The sequence below is a fragment of the Clostridium subterminale genome (genome assembly GCF_039521425.1).
GTDB classification, from domain to species: Bacteria; Bacillota; Clostridia; order Clostridiales; family Clostridiaceae; genus Clostridium_J; species Clostridium_J subterminale.
On the sequence record NZ_BAAACI010000002.1, the window covers coordinates 36,751 to 49,734 of the forward strand.

Here is a 12,984-nt window from a genome sequence, read left to right on the forward strand (position 1 = left end):
TTTTATTCCATTGCTGCTATTTATATTATTAAAGGAGGGTTCCCCCTCCTTTAACATCTAAAGTTTTATACTAATACAAAGGTACTTATTAAAAGAAAAATATATTTTCTTTATTAACCCTATAAACTAAGCCTTCTTTAACTTGTTTCACCTTAGAATTAGTACATACAAAGCTTTCTAATTCATACTTATTAGTTGTTTCTTCGAGGGAACAAGGTAACTTCTCTTCATATTTCCATATTGGTTCTTGGTCATCATCTTCATCTTCAAATGGATCTTCATAATTATCTAAGAGAAAGTTGCTCTTCTTAAATATACTTCTAATATCAACAGCACTATTTATTTTCTCAATATGTTCTACTAAGGTTACACCTTCTATATTTGCAATGTGATCATTTTTACCTAAATACGGAATATATTGAAACTGAGATTCTAATAGTCTAGATTTTAGTGTAGACACTACCTCTGCTAACGCTTCTGCAACTTCATTATGGTTTTGAAGTAATATATATATATCCCATCTAGGATTTTCTAACCATTGCTCCTTTATTATCAAATTCCCACCTTGTTCCTTTGATGCATAGCCTACTGAATTATTAAAAGTTTGTACTTTTTTATTTATATATCCTTTAGTATTTAGTGGCACAATCCCTATCTTTAAATCATTTAACTTACTATAAAATTCAGGATATATATCTTCCTTTTTCATTGAATTATACCCTCTATATCCACATATAGCTCCAAAGATTCCAAGTAAAGCTATCTTATGAATACATCCATAGGTAAAATAATAATAACTATTAACATCTGGCTTCTTAAAAAACGCTGTATCTCCTCTTAAAGTAAACTTGATGGCATCCATATCTATACCTCTTCTTTTGTAAATATATTAAATATTTTCACCTTATTTATATCTGATACAATTTCAGTTGTATATGGATTATAATAAATCTCTACATTTAATATTCTATCTTCTAGTTTGTTTAATAAATCTCCACACTTAACGGAAATTTTATTTTTCATATCTCCTTTTTCAAAATTTATATATCTTGAAAGGTCTGGAAGATATAAATTTTCTTCTGTCTCTACAAATATGGCAAATTCATTTTCACATCCCACCTTAGCATTGGTAGCAAATGATGTTGCTGACACTAATGAAGTTTCTTTAAAATTGTTGTAATCTTCATCTGTATACCCATCAGTAACTTCCATGTACACAAATTCATCATAGGCCTTAGAATTAATGCTAAATGGATAGAAATAATGAGCTTCATCACTAACAATTTTAGTTCCTAATGTTGAATTTTTAGCTTCTTCATCAGAGCTTTTATTCCCTTTATCAGATGCATCTCTAAAAGGAGATAATATCTGTTGCTCCTCTGCTCTAGAATCTTCATATTTATTAAATCCTTGACCTATTTGTACTGCTCCTGTTATAGATATATTGTTTCCTTCTTCAGCAAATGTAGCTCCAAAGTTTTTAACATCTACAGCTTTAAATAGGTTTGTAAGAACAACTCTACTATCCTTATTTTTCTTTAAATCTTCTTCATTAAATATATACTCATACCTTTCTTTTAATGATCGAGGTACAATTGTGACTTCACCTTTTTTCCCTTCTGATATTTTCATTGATTTTATATATAAAACTTTTTCTCCTTTGTCATTCCACATTTTTTTCATTGGATACTTTAGAGCCTTATCACTTCCAAATATATCTCCAGAAGATGTAGTCTTTGGATATCCTGTGAAATCCGCATTCCAATTACTCATTACTGAAACTATTCCTAAAACACCATACACTCTTTTATTCATTTTCTACACCTTCCTTATTTATACTTTCATATATTAAACTACTGTGTAAATATCCAGCAACAATTAAATCTTCATTTATTTCACCTTCTGGTTCATAAGATTTAACTAGTGCAAACATATTATTAAATCTTTTACTATTGTTATCTATATCGTAATTATACTTTTTATATAACCTTGATAACTGCTCCTTTAGTCTCTCATCACTCTTTACATTTATTATAGGGTTTACTAGTGATTGCGGCTTTTTCCTTCCTTTACTCTTAGATATGAAGAAATTAGCAAGTTGGCCAACAGCAAAGAAGTATTCCCTGTCATTTTCTATTTGTCCAGTGTTCTTTTCTGCTATTTTTTGTCTCAAACTCTCTTTTACACTTTGTAATATATCTGCCATTTTTTCTCCTCCTTCAAAATATTCTTGCAGAGCAACTCTTAAATTAAACTGCTCCACTGCCTTTGGGTAATATCCATTATTAATTGAACCTTTGATTACACTTAAAGATGCCCTATCCAAAGATTTCCATACTGAACTCTTTGAACCTTTATAAAACCACGTAAATAATGAATTCCTGGCTAATAATAGATTTCTTTTTATATTGGCATCATTAAGAGTTATATCTTTGGCCTCTGTAAAATAATTTGAAATTAAAAATTTACTAAAAAATACTTCATGAATTAAATTTTGCACAGAATTTAAGGTACTTACTTTTCCATATTGTTGTTTTAAAATAGCAACATCTGCATTAAGAACATTTTCAAAGTCTAAATTATTAATCTTAGGATTATAACTTGTTATAGTATCTATATCATGAATTTCTACTTCTTTGCCCTTTTTAATCCTTAAATATATTCCTGTAAATTCCTCTTCTATCAGCTCACCATTTACCTTAGGAATAACAATTTCCTCATTTATATAAATATTGTTATTCCCAGCAGCTACTTGATTCATCAAATAATCAAAAAACTTCTTTTGTAGTAATACCTCTTCTTGACTAATCAAATATGGAACCTTATTTTTTCTTGTCTTATTCTCTAAGTAAGGCTTTTTAGAATTTAACCCCATATTATCATTAGGTAATCCATATACGGCCTCTCCTATGGTTATATTAAAATCGGTACTATTGTATATGTTAGGAATTAAATACTTTTCACTTTCTTTTCTAAACTCATCTAAATCGTATTTAAATAATATTTTTAAGTAATTTTTATCAGCACTATCTTTATCTACTAATAAAAATATATTATTTTTAATCCACAGCTTTATTTTATCTAGCCTCTCTAGATTAACCTTTCCATTTTTTTCTTCCACTAAATCATATAATTCTATAGCCTTCTTAGACTTTTCATATTTCTTCCTAGTATTGCTTAATACTTCATAATAATTATCAATAATTTCATCTGTAAGTTTTATTTCACCTTTTTCCTTATCTGGTACTAAACTATCTTTTTTAACCATAAAGCTTAGATAATTATTACTGTGGATGACTTTTTTACTGTCAATTGGCTTATTCATGTCAATTAATTTACTCATATAATCAGCCTTAGCTATAAAGTCAAATCCCTCTTGAATTCTATCAATTGCCCTGGTTTTTTTATCCATCTTAACCTTGACTCTACATACTTCTTTTAACTCATTATTAATTTCTTCAACAACTATATACTCTCCATCACTAGGAATGTATGACTCTGTAATTAACTTATCCCCTTCTTCTTCATACATCCTTTTAAAAGTATCTAATACTTGATTTAACATCTATTAGCCTCCCTTACATCCAAAGATAGTTGGCAAACCCAAATCCCCTGCTATTCATTTCAGCAAGGCCTGTCCCTAGACTCATGTATGCCAAATTTTGGGATATAGGGTCTTCTGAAAGAACTAAGCTAATCTTATCTCCTAACAATCGTTTCCCTTTGTACATTATGGCAATAGGTTTTCTATTTTTTATCTCTATAGCTGTATACAATTGAAAATCCTCATCAATTTTTACATCATTAATAGCGTTATATTTCTTTATAAGATTTTCTTTTATTCTTCTATCAAAGTCTTCAAAGGTTAAAGAGTTTTTCCAATATCCATCATCAGTTTTAATAACTAATGGAGTTATGTTGTAAAGTTTTTCTATATGTTTCTTAGGAATAATCTTAATATTAGTAATTAATCCTTTGATAAAATCCGTATACTCATTAGTTAAGGTTTTATTAAAATAATCTGATAGCTCTTTATCTATTGTTCTAATCTTAATGTCATATATATTGCCAACTTTATATATTCCATCCTTTTCTAATGGAAAGAATGAATTGAAACAATAGTTTTTAAAACTGTTTCTCCTATGAAAATCTAAAAATTTTTTATCACTAGCTAATGCCTTATCAAGTAATTCTGCTATTCTCTGTTGTGATTCTTCAACTGTAATATTTCTAAGAAGATACACCTTTAGAGTTATTTCATACACCTTCACCAAATCCCCTCCTTTTATTACTTAATTATACTATATTCCCAACATTTTATATATAAATATTTGTAATACAGTATTACATCTCATGTTATGGTTAATGCATTTATACAAGCTATATATTCTTTATATAAATTAAATTTAAATACACCTCGTGTTTCTAATTCTATATTATATTGATATTTAAATAATTTTCTTTTTATATTAAATCTTGGTTATTAACTTATAGCCACCGTATCTTCCTCTTATGGAAATAATGTAATGTCCAGCTAATTCTAAATCCTGTATATAAGTTCTAATCATTCTCTCATCTACCTCTACTTTATTAGCTAATTCTTTTCCACTGTGAATTCTTCCATCAGATAATACTTTTAAGACTATCAATTCATTAGATGTTTTACTCATTTGTTACTTCCTTTCTGATATACATTATTTTTATATATTCTTTATATATATTAATGACTAATATATATTACATAATCATCATTGCCAAATTTCTATTTGCTATTCATTAATTTAATTATAAATGTTAATTAGGAACTATATCTGCACATTAAAAAATACACCATAGGTAATTTTTTACTTATGGTGTATATAATATAGCAGTATTAATTTTCTTTATCTCTGTTTCTACTATAACTATTATTCTTCTATAAACGGTAACTCCTCTTTAAAATTACCACTTACTAGTATATACTTTATATATAAACTAGAAATAATTATAAAACTTCAAAGAATATAAAACTCGGGAGGCACTATGAAAAAATTTAAGGCATTATTAACTACTGTATCTTTTATGTCAATTTTATATATATTTTACATGGTTTTTTACACCAATAATAAAAATGATACTACCTTTAGGATACTATCTATATTTTGTTTAATCACAGCAGCTACACTTGGATTTTTAGACGGTTTAGAATATATTTACAAGAAAAATTCTAAAAAAATAGGATATACAATTTGTATACTAACAGTTATCATAACACTGACCTTTATATTTTATATATATAAAGTTACTATGTAAGCTATAATATAACTTATACTTATATTTCTAATAAATTTATTATAAAGTACTTAAAAAAATAGCTATCCATACTAAAATGGATAGCTACTATTTTATATTTAATTTTTATTATTTATTTTTCTCCATCCTTACCTAGTGCTGAAGAATCTCCACTCTCAATAACTTCTCCCGTAGCTTTATCTTTAAAATTTACTATAGTTTTTGCTGTATCAAAAGATTTTCCATCCATAGCTTGATACATATTTCCAGACATATAAAATCCTACTGCTACAAAAGGTTGAAGTCCACCATAGGACGCTTTATCAACCATAATATCAAATTCTGTCAAGTCATCATTATATTTTATCTCTGTAAAAGAAGGATAATTTTCTTTGTCAGCTAAAGTCTTCTTAATACTTTCATCAATTGACTGTTTCATACTTGCTAATAACTCTTTATGAGTTTTCTTATCCATAATATATGTTACAGAACCATCTTCATTGACTTTCACTTCATGTACACCTTTTGCTTTTGCTTCTGTCTCAATTGCGGACTTGTCCGTATCTTTAAAAAAGGCTGCAGGCAATGTTACTTCTACATCAAATAAATTCTTTTGTGAAGACATCTCTCCCCCATTACTTTCTGTTTTCTTTTCCGCCTTAGCTCCCTCTTCTGAACCCTTTGAACCACATCCTACCATTGTAATTGCCATTGTAGTTACAAGTAGTAATGCTAAAATTTTCTTTTTCATAATTTTTACCCCCATATTTAGCTAATTATTGCCTTATTTTTATGTTATTTAACATAATTCTTATAAATATAATATAAAAATATTATATTTTTTATATTATACTTAAAATATAACACAAATAACATTTTATATCATTAATACTACTCAAAAGTATAAATTTATTACATAAGATTATCTATTAAAGACTCTACTCAAGCCCCAAAACTCTCTGATACTTTCCAATCCATCCTAGATTTATATTCTTTACTTCACCATTTCTATTTTTACCTATGATAATTTCCATGATTTCCTTAGGCTCCTCCTCCTCTTCATCCTTATTTTTATCTTTATTTTCAGTATCATAATAACTTTCTCTATAAGGAAAGAGCACCATATCTGCATCTTGCTCTATAGAGCCTGATTCTCTTAGATCTGATAGCATTGGTCTTGGATCGTTTCTGCTTTCTGCTGCTCTTGAAAGCTGAGCTAATGCTATGACGGTAATTTTTAAAGATTTTGCCATTGCCTTTAACTCTCTTGATATCTTTGCAACTTCTTGCTCTCTAGATGAACTTACTCCAACAGATTCTATGAGCTGAAGATAGTCTATTATTATTACATCTAAACCTTCTTTATATTTTAAGGTCTTTGCCTTTCCCCTTATGGTTGAAAGTGTAGTTGATGTATCATCTATGAAAATTTTTCTCTCTGAAAGTTCTGAAGCTCCTACCATAAGCTTATCTAGCTGTCCTTCTTTTAGGTTTCCACTTTGTATATTTTTAAGAGAAATCAAGCATCTAGCAGAAAGCATTCTTTGTACAAGCTGATTCTTTGGCATTTCTAAAGAGAATAGTCCCACCTTTGCCTCTTTTGATACATGTTGGGCAAGATTTAAAACAAAGGCTGTCTTTCCCATGGAGGGTCTTGCTGCTATAATAACTAAGTCCCCAGATTTTAATCCTGAAGTTACTTCATCTAGATCCTTATACCCCGTAGATATACCTTCAATGGCCTTTTTATCAAGATATCTTTTCTCAATGTGGCTCATGGTATCCTGCAAAGTATCCATAATTGGCTCCATATCTTCCATGGCTGCACTGCTATAGGCTTTATGGATATTATCCTCTAAGCCTTCCACCACCATATCTACAAGAGACTCCCCATTACTCTCATCAATTGCCTTCCTACAAGCTTTTATAACCCTTCTTCTGCTAGCTTTATCTATGATAATTTCACAGTAACTTCTTATATTACTTAGATATATAGCAGAACTTGATAGCTCTGAAAGATATGTTATGCCATTGCATTTTTCTAAAACTCCCCTAGATTTTAGCTCTTCGGAAAGGGTGATTAAATCTATATTTATATCCCTAGCTCTAAGATTTAAAATTCCTCTATAAATCACTTTATGATTTTCATAATAAAAATCCTCTAGATTTAAAATATCCTCTACTTCATAAATTTTATCTTTATCATTAATTATCACCCCAAGGACTACTTGCTCTGCCTCTAGGCTATGTGGCATCACCATATCCATGCTACATGTCCTCCTTCAAAACCATCTTCTTCAACTTTTCCTTTAGATGAGCTTTATTTTTTTCATCACTAAGAATCATATTTCCTCTTTTAAATTTTCCATCAACCTCTTTTTCTACTTTCCTGTCTTGATTTAGGTAGGTCTCAAATTTATTTCCAAAGAGGGTAGTGGGAACTAAATATTGCTGGAACTTAGTGCCTGTCCATCTATATTTCATATTATCAATTACGGTTTTAAAGTCTTCTAGAGTAAAACCTTCATTAAGCCTTGCTTTAATAAGCCTAATAGTTATCTTTGTGGTGCTTCTAAAGTTTTTTCCCGTTTCTAAATTTAAGTATTCTATTATCTCAAAAGCCGTTTTCTGCAAGGAAACACTTTTATTTATTTTATTAGATGAATCTTTAGTAGATGGATTATTTGTTGTAGATATTAATCCATACCCCTTAGAATCTTCACTGATACCCTTTGAGTTTTCATCCATATCCTTAATGAAGCCATTATCTCCATAATTCTCTTCCGGCTCTAAGGAAAATTTGTTTTTCTCATAATTCTCCTTATGGTCTATATCTTTATTCTCTACGCATTTATTCTTAATATTCTTATGCTCTATGCCTTTATACTCTATATCTGTATCTCTAGTTATAAGTTCTTCATAGTTTTCACCTATACCAAAATAGGAGTATGTTCCCTTTTCTCTTACAACAAGATGAGTAAGTACTCCTGCATCTCTTAATTTAAAAAATCTAGATTGAACTGTGCATTTCTTCATTCTAAAAATAGGAAACTCCTTTAAAACTGCATCATAACGAAGCCAATAATAAAGCTTTCCATCTACTTTCCTTGTATTCATTCCATTACTATCTTTAAAATCAATAAAATATCTAAGAATACTTGCATCAATAATATCAAGACCTAGCTTAACTAATTTCTCTTGTCTAAAACCCATAATTGTATGTTTCATAAATTTTTCCCCCTCTATCCTTACTTAAATAAAACTCTCTATAGAATAGATAAGCACTAAGGATAAAAAGTGGAAAAAATTTTTTATAACAAATAAAAATAAACAACCTAGGGTCAAACCCCAGGTTGTCCAAAAACTCTTTAATTTAGTTTTATACATTACTATTTCTTTTTCTTCATAATAAAAATAAAAGCAATTAATAAAACAATAACTATAGCAATAAAAATAAAAATTGTATTTTCACTAATATTTTTTTGTCCGTTTATCATCAACATCATAATCATTAGAATAATCAATATTATGATATTAAATAAAAACATAATTTTCCCTTTCATAGTCCTTCTCCTCCTATGAAACATTGTTAGTCCAAGGTTTTCGCAAAATTTTTTAAAATATATCCCTAAATCAGATAGAATTTCACCTATGAAACTATTTATCTAGGAAACTATATACCTATAAAAATATATAAATATGGTTATATAAAGCTAGTTAAATATTGAAATAGTTAACTAGTTGTTCGGTTCATGCGGATTTCATGAATTTCACTAATAAGATCATCTATGCTAAATGTTAATTATATTTATAATACTTTCTCAAACTCTGTTAAATAAACATCTTCGCTTATCTCTATATCTTTTACCCTTATATAGCCATTTTTTAAATACAAATTAACAGCAGGCAAATTGTCCTTTCCAGTGCATACTACTATCTTATTTACGCAGTTATTAATTTTCTCTACAAAATGAAGTAAACTTTCACCAATTCTCTTTCTAAAAAAATTAGGATGTACTGAAACTCTATGTATATCCAAAACATTCTCAATAACTTTGTATGAAATTATTCCTGCTAAAACATCATCAATATAATATCCATAAAAAATTTCGTTACATTCTCTCAAACTATCTACAGTATCTTTTAATGGTGGAATATCATAAAAGCCTATAATTTCAGCTTCAATTTTATATGAATCTTTCTGTAGTGCCAGTATATTTCTTGTTATTTCTCTATCATGTAAATTAAGTTTTTTAATTATATTTGTATTCATTTTTATTTCTAATTCCAAGTTGTCTACTCCTTCTTATTTAAGATAATTAGCTTTTAAATATTTTAAATAATTCTTTATTGTTAATGACCTATTGAGTTTTACTACTATACCCTCCCATATCTTTCAATAATAAAATAATAAAATATATGGCAAGTAATACGTAGCCTAAATTAAATGTAATTAATAAATATTTATTATCAATTATTTTACTAATAGGCTGGTGTAATATAGCTATAGATAAAATCAGAATATTTCTATTTAAGTGTTCTTCTGTACCTTTTTTACCCTCTCTATTTTTCATAACCATTTCTCCTCAACTTCATTTTTAACAATCACTTTATGCTTTCTTCTGGGTTCAGCCCCCTAACATTCTCTGGGGTCTATCCTCACATATTTATATTTGTTAAGTTCATTATAATGTATATAATATTTCATATTCCATAATAATACATGAAAGTATCATTTTTTTGCATAAGATTACAATTTTATATAATAGATTCCCAGTAAATATTATCCATGTAGCTTTCTTATCATTGGAGTTTCAGTGAATTTTATTAATAATAGCATATATATTAAATGTTAATTAATTTAGAAGGAGGATTCCCATGAAAAAAGATAATAAAATTAGTAATCCTATAGATGAATCTAATTTTGAAGATGACTTAAATGAATTCAATGGTATCTGTGAGGACATCACAGGAACCCCAATATCATCCTTTAATTTTTCAAAAGAAACTACACCTAAGGAATGTTTCTCCACAGCCACTTTAGCCCCTGCATCACACTATAATGATAACTTTACTGATAACCGCAAGCTTAAAACTGAAGCACCTGAAATAACTCCCCCCATAAATGGTGAACCCTTTGATACTCAGAGATGTTATAAGATAAGAAATTCTACAGCTAGAATGCTTAATGAAATTAAAGCTATTCATCCTAATGTTAATGTGTATATGAATACTATTGTGGATGCAGCAATTAGAAATTACTATGATTATATTTTCAATAAAGATGGAATTAAAACTTTATAATTATTCAATATTTATGTTTTCCACTTATCTTTTAACATGCATATATAATCATTGAAACCGTTAATAAGGAGGTGAATCTCATGGCTGTAAATAAAGTTTTAAACACCACTTCTTTTCATATCGAAGTAGAAAACGGAACTGATAAGACTGGAGCTACAATTTATAAGAAAAAAACTTTTTCTGGAGTAAAACCTAGTGTTGATCCTCAAAATGTTTTTGATGTAGCTGAAGCTATTAAGGATGTTTTAAGTGCTTCTACTAGAGATAGTTACTTAAATGAATCTTCAAAATTAGTTAATGCTTAAGGAGTATTAACTGTCATTTAACCTAGGGAAAGGAGGAAATTCAGGTATGGAATATTCATTATTAATGACTTTTATTAATACCAGTGGAGATAAAGTAAACCTATCAATTTCAGGGGTTAAGCAAGATATCACTGAACCTCAGGTATCAACTCTTATGGATACAATAATTGCTAAGGATGTTTTTCTTAGTAAAGGAGGCTCACTAGCTTCTAAATACGGAGCGCAGCTTACTCAAAGACAAACTACTAAGTTTAGTCTTGCGTAAACCTAAATTGCTTCCTCTTTTATCATAAAAAACTTCAGTGGAAGTGCTATCTTCCACTGAAGTTTTTTATTTTTAAATTCTTATTTTATACTTTCAACAACACCTACGGCAAACCATTCTCCCTCAAAAGGGATTAAATCACGTTCACTTTTTTCTCCTATCGATTCTCCAATGGTTACCATGTCTGTCCTATCAAAGTTTGCTTCAATTTCAACCCCTCTTATTAAAAAATATATAACAAGTAAACACACTTCCCATAACACAAATAATTACCATTGTTAAAATTAATGATATACTACTAGACAAAAACTTATTTAAAATAAAACATATAACCATTCCCAAAATGAAGCATATAGACATTCCAATGAGTAATAGCATAATGCTTATATTCAATATATCTTTTTTCATATCTTTACGCCTCCAAAGTTGTCTTGTCATCATAATGCTCCTTACTATCATATTTACTTACTAGCCCTCTTAGAGTTGATTACTACAGACATTTTCTAGTCTAATTATAATGTATATAAAGTTTTATATTCCATAAAAATACATGAAAGTATCAATTCATTGCATAAGAATATATATGTTAAATACTAACTAACTAAAATATACAAATTTTAAGGGAAGTCATTATTATTTTGACTTCCCTTGATCCATATTTTTATTTATTTCTTTAAAGTATTAACAATTTCAAATAGTTCATATTAATAGGGTATACCCTCCATACTCCCTAAATCCTTATGCTTCTTCAATAAGTGATTTCATATTATCTTTTATTGAAAGTAATTCATTCTCTACAGTTGTAAGCTTTTCTTCAAGAGATTTTATTATATCCTCTACGTTATATACAACATTGCATACGCCCTTTAAAGAGTCACTGATTTTTGATTGTACAATCCAATCAGATATAAGACCATCAAAAAAGTAATCTACAAAAGTTTCAAAAGAGCCAATATTTATATCAATATTCATTGTTAAATCTACATCTGACAATTCATTTCGAAATTTCATCAATGCAATTTTTGTATTCTGAGCAAAACTTTTAGCTTTATCAATATCGGAGTGCTTAGCTGCTGTGGCAATAATACCTCCACCTAGTATATCCCATGTTCCCCATCCCTCAGCACTTTTGAGAGAATCTACTACATATTGAAGTTCATTTCGAGCAGTGTTACCAGCGTCTATTGCTTCCAGTAGCTCTTTCTTCTTAACTTCAATAGCAGCTACATTGTCCATAATTTCAAGTAGTTTTTTAGAATTCTCATTATTTAAACCTATTATAAACTCTTCTTTTTTCTTTAATACAGCTTCATATTCAGCCTCTGCACCAAGTAAACTGTTTAATGACTCTTTATAAGATTCAAGATCTCTTTCTAAAACTAAAACTGAGTGACAACATTCATCATACTTTAACTTAGCTGCAAGGAACTCTTGTCTCTCTTTATCAAGCTGCTGTTCCTTACTACCAAGTATAGAATAAAATATGTTAGTAATACTTAATGATTCAAGTTTTTTTACATCCTTATCCTCGTCTTTAAGAATGTTTTCAAGCTCTTTCTTTCTATTCAACTCTATTTCAAAGGTTTCCTCAGTATGATTAATCGAACCTTCAAGTTTCTCTTTTCTCCTCAAATTTTCCTTGGCATCTATAAGTTCTTTATTAATATATTCAAACATATTAAATTTCCTTTCTGCTCTTACTGGGGTCATACCCAATTAGTCCTAGTGACATTATAATGTATCCAGTGCTTTGTCTTCCAAGATAATACATGAAAGTATTAATTTATTTCATGAAAATTTACAGTCTACTAGTTTATTATATTTACCATGGCTTCAGTA

Annotated in this window: 17 protein-coding genes; 4 read left to right on the top strand and 13 right to left on the bottom strand. The window is 28.6% G+C overall.

Going from position 1 to position 12,984, the window contains the following annotated elements:
- Positions 1–88 precede the first annotated feature (88 nt).
- The 5 genes from cas5b to ABDZ93_RS06005 all read right to left on the bottom strand — a co-directional run bounded on the left by cas5b (position 89) and on the right by ABDZ93_RS06005 (position 4,670).
- Positions 89–862 (bottom strand): type I-B CRISPR-associated protein Cas5b, encoded by a 774-nt coding sequence (gene cas5b, locus ABDZ93_RS05985; protein WP_343824617.1) that lies wholly within the window; start codon positions 860–862, stop codon positions 89–91.
- 2 nt (positions 863–864) lie between these two features.
- Positions 865–1,815 (bottom strand): type I CRISPR-associated protein Cas7, encoded by a 951-nt coding sequence (locus ABDZ93_RS05990; RefSeq protein WP_343824619.1) that lies wholly within the window; start codon positions 1,813–1,815, stop codon positions 865–867.
- Complete coding sequence (cas8b, locus tag ABDZ93_RS05995; protein ID WP_343824620.1) at positions 1,808–3,565, bottom strand: type I-B CRISPR-associated protein Cas8b/Csh1; 1,758 nt, start codon at positions 3,563–3,565, stop codon at positions 1,808–1,810. The genes ABDZ93_RS05990 and cas8b overlap by 8 nt, the downstream gene beginning before the upstream one ends.
- 13 nt (positions 3,566–3,578) lie before the next feature.
- The gene (gene cas6 / locus ABDZ93_RS06000) at positions 3,579–4,271 is read right to left on the bottom strand and encodes a CRISPR-associated endoribonuclease Cas6 (RefSeq protein ID WP_343824622.1); all 693 of its coding nucleotides are present in this window, start codon (positions 4,269–4,271) and stop codon (positions 3,579–3,581) included.
- A 198-nt stretch (positions 4,272–4,469) separates the two neighbouring features.
- Positions 4,470–4,670, bottom strand: coding sequence for an HTH domain-containing protein (locus ABDZ93_RS06005; protein ID WP_343824624.1), 201 nt, complete (start codon positions 4,668–4,670; stop codon positions 4,470–4,472).
- A gap of 352 nt (positions 4,671–5,022) precedes the next feature.
- Between ABDZ93_RS06005 and ABDZ93_RS06010 the strand changes: the two genes are divergently transcribed.
- Positions 5,023–5,292 (top strand): hypothetical protein, encoded by a 270-nt coding sequence (locus ABDZ93_RS06010; protein WP_343824626.1) that lies wholly within the window; start codon positions 5,023–5,025, stop codon positions 5,290–5,292.
- 112 nt (positions 5,293–5,404) lie between these two features.
- Here ABDZ93_RS06010 and ABDZ93_RS06015 read toward each other — a convergent pair whose 3' ends face one another.
- The 6 genes from ABDZ93_RS06015 to ABDZ93_RS06040 all read right to left on the bottom strand — a co-directional run bounded on the left by ABDZ93_RS06015 (position 5,405) and on the right by ABDZ93_RS06040 (position 9,845).
- Positions 5,405–6,022 (bottom strand): hypothetical protein, encoded by a 618-nt coding sequence (locus tag ABDZ93_RS06015; protein WP_343824628.1) that lies wholly within the window; start codon positions 6,020–6,022, stop codon positions 5,405–5,407.
- Positions 6,023–6,209: 187 nt separating this feature from the next.
- Positions 6,210–7,538, bottom strand: a complete 1,329-nt coding sequence (dnaB, locus tag ABDZ93_RS06020) for a replicative DNA helicase (protein ID WP_343824630.1) — start codon at positions 7,536–7,538, stop codon at positions 6,210–6,212.
- Position 7,539: 1 nt separating this feature from the next.
- Positions 7,540–8,499, bottom strand: a complete 960-nt coding sequence (locus tag ABDZ93_RS06025; RefSeq protein WP_343824632.1) for a conserved phage C-terminal domain-containing protein — start codon at positions 8,497–8,499, stop codon at positions 7,540–7,542.
- 161 nt (positions 8,500–8,660) lie between these two features.
- Positions 8,661–8,834 carry an LPXTG cell wall anchor domain-containing protein gene (locus tag ABDZ93_RS06030; protein ID WP_343824634.1) on the bottom strand — a complete coding sequence of 58 codons (174 nt, stop codon included), beginning with the start codon at positions 8,832–8,834 and terminating at the stop codon, positions 8,661–8,663.
- Between the two features lie 245 nt (positions 8,835–9,079).
- Positions 9,080–9,562 carry a GNAT family N-acetyltransferase gene (locus ABDZ93_RS06035; RefSeq protein ID WP_343824635.1) on the bottom strand — a complete coding sequence of 161 codons (483 nt, stop codon included), beginning with the start codon at positions 9,560–9,562 and terminating at the stop codon, positions 9,080–9,082.
- A gap of 70 nt (positions 9,563–9,632) precedes the next feature.
- Positions 9,633–9,845, bottom strand: coding sequence for a hypothetical protein (locus ABDZ93_RS06040; RefSeq protein WP_343824636.1), 213 nt, complete (start codon positions 9,843–9,845; stop codon positions 9,633–9,635).
- 304 nt (positions 9,846–10,149) lie between these two features.
- Between ABDZ93_RS06040 and ABDZ93_RS06045 the strand changes: the two genes are divergently transcribed.
- The 3 genes from ABDZ93_RS06045 to ABDZ93_RS06055 all read left to right on the top strand — a co-directional run bounded on the left by ABDZ93_RS06045 (position 10,150) and on the right by ABDZ93_RS06055 (position 11,145).
- Positions 10,150–10,575 carry a hypothetical protein gene (locus ABDZ93_RS06045; protein ID WP_343824637.1) on the top strand — a complete coding sequence of 142 codons (426 nt, stop codon included), beginning with the start codon at positions 10,150–10,152 and terminating at the stop codon, positions 10,573–10,575.
- Between the two features lie 80 nt (positions 10,576–10,655).
- Complete coding sequence (locus tag ABDZ93_RS06050) at positions 10,656–10,880, top strand: DUF1659 domain-containing protein (RefSeq protein WP_343824638.1); 225 nt, start codon at positions 10,656–10,658, stop codon at positions 10,878–10,880.
- Positions 10,881–10,926: 46 nt separating this feature from the next.
- Positions 10,927–11,145 (top strand): DUF2922 domain-containing protein, encoded by a 219-nt coding sequence (locus ABDZ93_RS06055; RefSeq protein WP_343824640.1) that lies wholly within the window; start codon positions 10,927–10,929, stop codon positions 11,143–11,145.
- An 80-nt stretch (positions 11,146–11,225) separates the two neighbouring features.
- On the opposite strand, the gene ABDZ93_RS06060 is transcribed toward ABDZ93_RS06055, so the two are convergent.
- Both ABDZ93_RS06060 and ABDZ93_RS06065 read right to left on the bottom strand, forming a co-directional pair.
- A complete protein-coding gene (locus ABDZ93_RS06060; RefSeq protein WP_343824642.1) occupies positions 11,226–11,408 on the bottom strand; it encodes a hypothetical protein in 183 nt (60 codons plus the stop codon).
- 475 nt (positions 11,409–11,883) lie between these two features.
- Positions 11,884–12,822, bottom strand: a complete 939-nt coding sequence (locus ABDZ93_RS06065) for a hypothetical protein (RefSeq protein ID WP_343824643.1) — start codon at positions 12,820–12,822, stop codon at positions 11,884–11,886.
- Between the last annotated feature and the right edge of the window lie 162 nt (positions 12,823–12,984).

Bases quoted from the DNA above. Each gene is read 5' to 3' on its own strand.
- cas5b (WP_343824617.1), bottom strand. From the start codon at position 862: ATGGATGCCATCAAGTTTACTTTAAGAGGAGATACAGCGTTTTTTAAG.
- ABDZ93_RS05990 (WP_343824619.1), bottom strand. From the start codon at position 1,815: ATGAATAAAAGAGTGTATGGTGTTTTAGGAATAGTTTCAGTAATGAGT.
- cas8b (WP_343824620.1), bottom strand. From the start codon at position 3,565: ATGTTAAATCAAGTATTAGATACTTTTAAAAGGATGTATGAAGAAGAA.
- ABDZ93_RS06005 (WP_343824624.1), bottom strand. From the start codon at position 4,670: ATGAGTAAAACATCTAATGAATTGATAGTCTTAAAAGTATTATCTGAT.
- ABDZ93_RS06010 (WP_343824626.1), top strand. From the start codon at position 5,023: ATGAAAAAATTTAAGGCATTATTAACTACTGTATCTTTTATGTCAATT.
- ABDZ93_RS06015 (WP_343824628.1), bottom strand. From the start codon at position 6,022: ATGAAAAAGAAAATTTTAGCATTACTACTTGTAACTACAATGGCAATT.
- dnaB (WP_343824630.1), bottom strand. From the start codon at position 7,538: ATGGATATGGTGATGCCACATAGCCTAGAGGCAGAGCAAGTAGTCCTT.
- ABDZ93_RS06025 (WP_343824632.1), bottom strand. From the start codon at position 8,499: ATGAAACATACAATTATGGGTTTTAGACAAGAGAAATTAGTTAAGCTA.
- ABDZ93_RS06030 (WP_343824634.1), bottom strand. From the start codon at position 8,834: ATGAAAGGGAAAATTATGTTTTTATTTAATATCATAATATTGATTATT.
- ABDZ93_RS06040 (WP_343824636.1), bottom strand. From the start codon at position 9,845: ATGAAAAATAGAGAGGGTAAAAAAGGTACAGAAGAACACTTAAATAGA.
- ABDZ93_RS06045 (WP_343824637.1), top strand. From the start codon at position 10,150: ATGAAAAAAGATAATAAAATTAGTAATCCTATAGATGAATCTAATTTT.
- ABDZ93_RS06050 (WP_343824638.1), top strand. From the start codon at position 10,656: ATGGCTGTAAATAAAGTTTTAAACACCACTTCTTTTCATATCGAAGTA.
- ABDZ93_RS06055 (WP_343824640.1), top strand. From the start codon at position 10,927: ATGGAATATTCATTATTAATGACTTTTATTAATACCAGTGGAGATAAA.
- ABDZ93_RS06065 (WP_343824643.1), bottom strand. From the start codon at position 12,822: ATGTTTGAATATATTAATAAAGAACTTATAGATGCCAAGGAAAATTTG.